The sequence below is a fragment of the Methylomonas koyamae genome (genome assembly GCF_006483455.1).
Lineage (GTDB): Bacteria > Pseudomonadota > Gammaproteobacteria > Methylococcales > Methylomonadaceae > Methylomonas > Methylomonas koyamae_B.
This window is the reverse complement of record NZ_PPPU01000043.1, coordinates 1-7,314: the sequence shown is the minus strand read 5'-3', so window position 1 is coordinate 7,314 and position 7,314 is coordinate 1. Positions and strand designations below refer to the sequence as shown.

Sequence of the window (7,314 nt, the reverse complement as noted above, 5' to 3'; positions counted from 1 at the left end):
CGCTGGGCGGCGATACCCGGCTGCACGGCCGCTGTCTGGTGGTCGACGACGAGCCGCAAGTCCGCAGCGCCTGGGAAGCCTTGCTCTGCGCCTGGGGCATCAGCGCCGTGTGCGTGGCTTCGGCCGGCGAAGCCTTTGCCGAGCTGGACGCGGGCTTTGCACCGGACGCCATCTTCTGCGACCAGCGCCTGCGCTCCGGCGAGAGCGGCTTTGAATTACTGCAAGCGCTGTTGGAACGTTGCCCGGAAGCCGCCGGAGCCATGATCAGCGGCGAATTCGATTCGCCGGCCCTGGCGCAGGCCGAACAGGAGGGCTATCTGGTGCTGCATAAGCCGTTGGAGCCGGAGGCGCTGTACACGCTGTTGCGTCAGTTCCTTTCTGAGACCGGAAAGGTATAAGGTCGATTTCTGGGGATAATACGTCCGCGACAGCAGGACTTGCCGGCTCAGCATATCTGCGGCTCAGCGGTGTGCGCTGGAAGTTGGTAATCCCCCAGACCAAAACCGGAAGCCCCTATGCTAGTGAGCCAGCACACGACGACTAGGCGGCGGTCAGCCGATAGTCGAAACGCCATCCAGCGTGTCGCCGTTTGGACTCACCGTCGATTGGCCGCGCCGCGCCAAGCCTAAGCAGCCCAAGCCGGATAGAAACAGCAATACCGTTGCCGGCACCGGCACCGGCGCGTAACCGTATTGCAAATGATCCACCTCCCAATTGTTTTTACCGGGCATGGAAATTCGAATAGCGGAAATGCCGCTGGCGTTTATCACGCCGAAAAAGCGATCCTCGCCAGTGGTGCGGGAAATACTGGAATCTCCCAGGGAGTAAGGCCCGAACACGCCCAAGGAACGACCCAAATGGTCGAATGCTTCAAAGATAGTATTGTCCGACAGGTCGGCGGCTCGCGGGGCGCCGCCGTTGTTTCGCCCGACATCGGTCCAAACGATGCCGGCGTGCGTTGGCAGAGCGCCGCCCAGCGCTGCAGCGGAAAAATCGAAAGTAAAACTGCTGGTTCTGTAATTGCTGAACAGACTTCGGGTTTGACCGCTGGCGACACCGTCGATGATGCCGTCGTCGCCGTCTACCGAATCGCTGAACGCGGTGGTGATACCAGTGGTGAAAACTTCGCGGAGGCTGGCCCCCGGCGTGCTCAACACACCATCCTCAAAGTCTTCGAGATGAAAATAGCCGAAATTTTGTCCGTGGAACGGGCTATCGGTAACGCTTGCATAAGCGCTCGGCCCGAGAAATATCGGCGCCGCCTCAGCGGAATAAGGCAGCGCAGCGAATAGCGCGAGCACCGTCAATTTTCCAATCCCAGTCTCGGGGCATCTAGTATTCCACATCACCTGTCTCCTCGTTTGCTAGGTAAAAAATGCGCCGCCAAGATTCGTTGGTATCCGGCGCCGTTGCATGGTTTTCGTCCCGACTTGAGAAATCGGCCTGTCACAAACACAGGTCCACCAAGCGGCAACCGTTTCCTTAAGCCCGCCAGCGCCGCATATCGACCAACCCGAGCAAGCCGGCGCCGAACAACCAGACTGCGGCCGGCAAGGGCACCGGTGCAGTGGTATAGGTCAGATTGTCGACGATGAATCCGTCGCCGCTCTGGCCGTGGAACTGGATTTTGTCGACCAGTCCGGCGTAGCCGGATGCCAGCCAATAGATATCGCGCGGTTGATTGTCGCCATCCAGCGGCGAGCTGTAGACTTTTTCCCCCCGGTAAAACAGCGAAAAACTGACGTCGGTATCGGAGCCCCAATAGTTGTAATAAAGACCTTGAAAAATCACCGGACCTTGATCGAACGTCAGCTCGCCGGCTGTAGCATGCAAACGGCTCTCGCCCAATTCCGGGCCGTGCGCTTCGAATTCTGAGTAACTCGACACCTGTACGTGAAACGATTCCCAGCCCGACAAACCGCCGTAGCCATCGACCAGATCCCAGTCGCGGATGCCTTCGAAATCGACCACGGTTGTCGCCGCATTGGCCAGACCGCTACCTAGCGACGCCGTCATCAGCGCAGCCATCAATATTTTTTTCATACGTAGTTCTCCAAAACTTTAAGTGAACAGGCTGCTTCTAGCGGCTAAACCTTGCCACTCCCCGATCGTTGCGTGTAGAGCAACCCCATCAGCATGCTGCCGAACAGCCAGACCGCGCCCGGTAACGGCACAGCCGCCACATCGCCGTCGCGCACCGCCCAAGCCCTCATCGCGCTGCCGGCGGATGAGAAGTAATATTGCTCTCCGGTGGACAATCGAAAGCCCCACGCCAAACTGGATGAGCTGAAGTAAGATGTACCGAACCAGTAGTAGTCGGACTCGAGATTGCTAAACAAGGACTCGTCGTTGGGGTTGGCCGGATCGTCGATCAAGCCGTATTCCTGTTGCTGCTGGCCGCTGCCATTGACCAAGGCCTTATTGCCCAGCGCTCCGTAAAACAGGCCAGCCAATTCTGAGCTGGTGGTGTCGACGTTGAAGCCGCAATCGCTGCCGCTATAACTGTAGTTGCAGCCGGGGGCGCCCAAATCGGTGAGCGTCGGCAAGCGCCAGTCGCTGTAAGTGACGTTGCGAACCGCGTCGTGGATCGCCAAGCCGCCAACCCAGGCGTTCGCCTCGTTCCAGTTCATACGCCCATCCTCATCGTATCCGCTGGTTTTGGCGTAGTTGGCGTCCGCCAGCCAGGTGATGTTTTGGACGCTGTCGTAAATCAGGCCGCCACCGCGGTCGAATAATTGGGCTTGCGCGGCCGGAGCCGCTAAGATGCCGCAAGTGGTAACGGCGCTGGCCATCAATTTAGTTTCATAAGATAAGCTCCGAATCGGAAAAATAACCAAAAATTGTTTCAGTTGGCGGGCATTATCGAGAAGGGATTTCGGCGGTGGAACCCCACCGCAGTGGGGGTAGTTTAGCCGTTGGAATCTGTTAAGATGCAAATCATTTGCATGTATAGAAGCAATCTTGACTCTCCAGGAAGAGCCGAGATAAAACCTTCGGCCGCCTGAACTCAATTGCAAGGAGAACATGATCGTGGACAACTCGGCTTGGGCAGTGGTAGTGGACGACCATCCGCTGGTGGCGCACGGCATCGCCGATTTTTTAGTGACGCATTGCGGTTTTAGCCGGGCGCAGCCGGTATCGGCTATCGCCGAATTTTGGCCGTTGCTGGAAACCGACCAGCCGCCGGCACTGGCCGTGGTCGACTTTTGGTTGCCGGACGGCGCTTCCTTACCGCTGCTGGCCGAATTGAAACAACGGCATCCGATGATTCGGGTGCTGGCGATCAGCGCGGACGACGACCGAACCGTCGCCGAAAAAATCGCCACAACGGGCACCGACGGTTTCATTCACAAACAGGCCGCGCCTAAGCTCTTCGCCAAAGCCGTAACCGCGGTGATGGCCGGCGAGATTTGGTTCCGCGGTCAGTCCCCGGCTGCGCTGACGCTGGCGCGAGAATTGCCGGTCACCGCCGCCGAGCTGGGCCTGACGCCGCGGCAGGGGCAAGTGTTGGCGATGATGCTGAAAGGCTTACCGAACAAACGAATCGCGCTGAATCTATCCTTGTCGGAACACACGGTGAAAGAACACGTCACCGGCATCCTGGAACGGCTCGGTGCGAAAAATAGGATCGAAGTGATTACCAAGCTTCGCGGACGCAGCCTGGAAAGCGAATGATCGTCGATTCCGATCCCACCGACTCAACAAACAGCCGTTTGCGCTTCGAAGACCTGAATGCCGGAAGCCAGGCCCGATTGTTGGACATTACCCACAACCGATTGGTCTACGGCATTACCATCATCCCCTTCGTCGGTATGCCCTTCGTCTACTGGAAGTACCAATTGGATCAAAACGCCTGGGGCCTGCTGATGTGGACGCTGTCCTATTTCGTGGCGTTGACGGCGGCACGATTGCAATACCGGAACTACCGACGAGATAGAAACCGTCTCGATCCGGACGCAACGATCGGTAAATGGATGCCGGTGATCTTGCGCATGGCCTTGGCCCACGGCCTGGGTCTGACGGCTTTGGTTGCGGTGATCGCAGGCCGGGTACCGTTCGAATTTGCGTTGCTGCTTTACATGAGCCTGGCGGCGGTCATGGCCGCTAACGCCACCCACCAATCGCCGGTATACAGTGCTTTCAAGCGCTTCTTCAATGCCGGCTGGGGTGGCTGCACCCTGCTAACGCCGTGGGCGTTTCCGGAGCATTGGCATTTGATCATGCCGTTGTGCGTCAGTTACATCATGTCCATCCATCGCCATTCGGCGATTGCCCACCGCTTCTTCCTGCAACAGGTGAAATTGGAAGAAGACAGCAAGCGTCTGGCCGAAGATTACCGGCAAGCCAAAGAAGAAGCCGAAGCGGCGCTCTATGCCAAAAACCGGTTTCTGACCACCGCCGCTCACGACTTGCGCCAACCGGTGCATGCCATGGGCTTTTTGATCGAATCCATTTCCCGCCGTAACCGCGCCGCCGAGTTGCGGCCGGCCCTGCAGGATTTGCGGCAAAGCGTGCAGTCCGTGACCCAGATGTTCAATTCGTTACTCGATTTGTCCAAGATCGAACTCGGCGCGCAACCGGTGAAACTGCAACCGGTGGCTATCGATCCGCTGATGACCGATATCGCGACCTTGTTTCGGGAGGAAGCCCAGGCCCGCGCCATCGACTTGCGGGTACGCACCAGCAGCGGCAAGGCGTTGGTCAACGCCGATCCGTTGTTACTGCGGCAATCGATGATTAATCTGATGCAGAACGCGCTGCGTTATACCCAGCGCGGCGGGGTGCTGATGGCGGTGCGCCGCCGGGCCGGGCAATGGCAATTCGAAGTCTGGGATACCGGGGTCGGCATCGCTCAGGCCGATCAGCAGCGGGTGTATTCGCCGTTCTTCCGCCCGGAACACGCCTGGCGCATCGACAATGCCGGCCATGGCCTGGGGCTGGCGGTGGTGGCCCGCTGCGCCGATCTGATGGGTGCCAGCCAGGGCTTGAATTCGCACGAAGGCCGCGGCTCCCGCTTCTGGTTGCGGCTGCCGGCGGCGGAGACCGGCGAGCGCCGCTTGGCGGTGCGCGAGACGCTGCCCTTAGCGCTGGGCGGCGATACCCGGCTGCACGGCCGCTGTCTGGTGGTCGACGACGAGCCGCAAGTCCGCAGCGCCTGGGAAGCCTTGCTCTGCGCCTGGGGCATCAGCGCCGTGTGCGTGGCTTCGGCCGGCGAAGCCTTTGCCGAGCTGGACGCGGGCTTTGCACCGGACGCCATCTTTTGCGACCAGCGCCTGCGCTCCGGCGAGAGCGGCTTCGAATTACTGCAAGCGCTGTTGGAACGTTGCCCGGAAGCCGCCGGAGCCATGATCAGCGGCGAATTCGATTCGCCAGCCCTGGCGCAGGCCGAACAGGAGGGCTATCTGGTGCTGCATAAGCCGTTGGAGCCGGAGGCGCTGTACGCCTTGTTGTGTCGAATATTACCGGTGGCCGACAACGACCACGCGTAAAGCCTTTGGCATGAACCGCAGCAAATGGCGCCTATTTTGCTGGATACGCTGGATCGTCAACTTAAAAGCCGGAGTTTGCCATGAATGTTTCCACCATAAGCCCTAACCTTGCCGCTAGCCGAACAGTCAGCGGAAAAACTTTGCCATCTCCACCGCAAGTCAAAATGGATGCTACCGGCGATAGACAGCCGTCGCCGCCTGCGGTTGATATGCGCAATGTCTCGCTAAACGAAATCAATGCCTTGATCAAGTCCGGCGTGGATGGTTTGCTGGATGTCGTGCCCTACATGCCGACCGCCACCATCAACCCAAGCGCCGCAGCGGATGCCGGCGACGTGAAGGTAGACTATTTAGGCCAGATCGAGGGGCTGATCGAATTCCGGAAAAGCCGTCACGAGGACACCGCCTTTCTGGAACGGGTGCTGAGTAACGTAACACGTCTGGATGGGATGGCCTTGCCGACGAAACTGGACGTGATGGCTTGAGTCGGCCTTGGCTGAGTCATCAAAACCTCACGAATTCAGTTGCAGTCGGGGACGGGATTATCTTTCTGACGACCCTTGACCCTGACGTTGCGTCACGCTCTATGCTAACGGCACGCATCAGGAAGGAGGCAAATCATGTTGCTTAAAGTGGGCGAACTCGCCAAACGCTGCGGACTGACCGTCCGCACCCTGCATCACTACGACAGCATTGGCTTGCTTAAACCTTCCGCGCGTTCCGATACCGGCTACCGGCTATATCAACGGGGCGACATTGCCAGATTGCATCAAATTCAAGCCTTAAGGCAGTTTGGATTGTCACTGGCCGAGATAGGGGGCATTTTGGCAACGCCCGACCTGAATCTTGCGACTATCGTCGAACGCCAGCTTGAAGCCCTGGACCGAAAGATTGCTCAAAGCCAAGCTTTGCGCCATCGTTTGTCCGGGCTACAACGGCAATTGACTCGCGGCGAGGAACCGGAGCTGGCCGATTGGCTAACCACTTTAGAGATGATGACTATGTATGATAAATATTTTTCCGCCAACGATCTCAAGCGCCTGCCGCTGCTGGATATCGACGAGACTTCTACCGCCGGCGAATGGGCGGCATTGGTCGAGCAGGTACAAGCCGCGATGCAGACAGGTTTGGATGAGGACAGCACACAGGCTCAGGCCTTGGCGAAGCAATGGATAGGCATGCTGGTACGCGACACCCAAGGCGACCCCCGCTTGCTGGTCAAGCTGAACGCGATGATGGTGGGCGAGCCGACCATGCAAACCAAAACCGGCGTCACTCCGGACATTGTGGCTTACATCCAAAGCGCCTTCGTTGAGAGTAAATTGCGGATCTACGAAAAATACCTCAGCGCCGAGGAGTTCAGCGTGATGCGAGCGAATTACGGCAAGCAAGCCGACGATTGGCCGCCACTGATCGCCGCGATTCGCCAGCATTTGGATGACAGCACGCCGCCCAGTGCCCCCGAGATGCAGGCACTCGCGCGAACCTGGCTGGGTTTGTTCCGGGCCTACGCCGGCGACAATCCGGACACTCATGCCAAAATTCGTGCCGCGCATCAGGCCGAGCCCTACCTATTCTTTGGTACGTTTATCGATCCGCCCTTGCTGGCGTATGTCTATCAGGCGATGGCCCAACTAGGCCAAGCGCCAACGCCGGCCCAGGCGCATTGATAAGACAGTGAAGTGGAGAAACTGCATCGATCTGGACGGACAAAAGATCGATGCAGCAGGAGACCGACTCGTTAGGGAGTCGTCGGCGTGATCGGTTAAAACAGCTTTACAACGCGCCTTCTGAGCCGGTGAATTCTACAGAAGTGGCTCCATTC

8 protein-coding genes are annotated in these 7,314 nt (G+C 58.6%); 5 read left to right on the top strand and 3 right to left on the bottom strand.

Going from position 1 to position 7,314, the window contains the following annotated elements; genetic code table 11:
- The coding region (locus C2U68_RS18445) for a response regulator (protein WP_140913942.1) at positions 1-398 on the top strand (398 nt) is incomplete at its 5' end.
- Positions 399-551: 153 nt separating this feature from the next.
- On the opposite strand, the gene C2U68_RS18440 is transcribed toward C2U68_RS18445, so the two are convergent.
- The 3 genes from C2U68_RS18440 to C2U68_RS18430 form a co-directional block, all read right to left on the bottom strand.
- Positions 552-1,346, bottom strand: a complete 795-nt coding sequence (locus C2U68_RS18440) for a VPLPA-CTERM sorting domain-containing protein (protein WP_140913941.1) — start codon at positions 1,344-1,346, stop codon at positions 552-554.
- Between the two features lie 136 nt (positions 1,347-1,482).
- Complete coding sequence (locus C2U68_RS18435) at positions 1,483-2,043, bottom strand: VPLPA-CTERM sorting domain-containing protein (RefSeq protein WP_140913940.1); 561 nt, start codon at positions 2,041-2,043, stop codon at positions 1,483-1,485.
- A 44-nt stretch (positions 2,044-2,087) separates the two neighbouring features.
- Complete coding sequence (locus C2U68_RS18430) at positions 2,088-2,792, bottom strand: DUF1566 domain-containing protein (protein WP_186289666.1); 705 nt, start codon at positions 2,790-2,792, stop codon at positions 2,088-2,090.
- 232 nt (positions 2,793-3,024) lie between these two features.
- Here C2U68_RS18430 and C2U68_RS18425 point away from each other — a divergent pair, with 232 nt between their 5' ends.
- From C2U68_RS18425 to C2U68_RS18410, 4 genes are all read left to right on the top strand, one after another.
- Entirely contained in the window at positions 3,025-3,675 is a 651-nt protein-coding gene (locus C2U68_RS18425) for a LuxR C-terminal-related transcriptional regulator (protein WP_140913938.1), read from the top strand.
- Positions 3,672-5,489, top strand: a complete 1,818-nt coding sequence (locus C2U68_RS18420; protein ID WP_140913937.1) for a hybrid sensor histidine kinase/response regulator — start codon at positions 3,672-3,674, stop codon at positions 5,487-5,489. The genes C2U68_RS18425 and C2U68_RS18420 overlap by 4 nt, the downstream gene beginning before the upstream one ends.
- Positions 5,490-5,629: 140 nt before the next feature.
- Complete coding sequence (locus C2U68_RS18415) at positions 5,630-5,974, top strand: hypothetical protein (RefSeq protein ID WP_140913936.1); 345 nt, start codon at positions 5,630-5,632, stop codon at positions 5,972-5,974.
- A 135-nt stretch (positions 5,975-6,109) separates the two neighbouring features.
- Entirely contained in the window at positions 6,110-7,159 is a 1,050-nt protein-coding gene (locus C2U68_RS18410; protein ID WP_140913935.1) for a MerR family transcriptional regulator, read from the top strand.
- The last annotated feature ends 155 nt before the right edge of the window (positions 7,160-7,314 follow it).

Bases quoted from the DNA above. Each gene is read 5' to 3' on its own strand.
- C2U68_RS18440 (WP_140913941.1), bottom strand. From the start codon at position 1,346: ATGTGGAATACTAGATGCCCCGAGACTGGGATTGGAAAATTGACGGTG.
- C2U68_RS18435 (WP_140913940.1), bottom strand. From the start codon at position 2,043: ATGAAAAAAATATTGATGGCTGCGCTGATGACGGCGTCGCTAGGTAGC.
- C2U68_RS18430 (WP_186289666.1), bottom strand. From the start codon at position 2,792: ATGGCCAGCGCCGTTACCACTTGCGGCATCTTAGCGGCTCCGGCCGCG.
- C2U68_RS18425 (WP_140913938.1), top strand. From the start codon at position 3,025: ATGATCGTGGACAACTCGGCTTGGGCAGTGGTAGTGGACGACCATCCG.
- C2U68_RS18420 (WP_140913937.1), top strand. From the start codon at position 3,672: ATGATCGTCGATTCCGATCCCACCGACTCAACAAACAGCCGTTTGCGC.
- C2U68_RS18410 (WP_140913935.1), top strand. From the start codon at position 6,110: ATGTTGCTTAAAGTGGGCGAACTCGCCAAACGCTGCGGACTGACCGTC.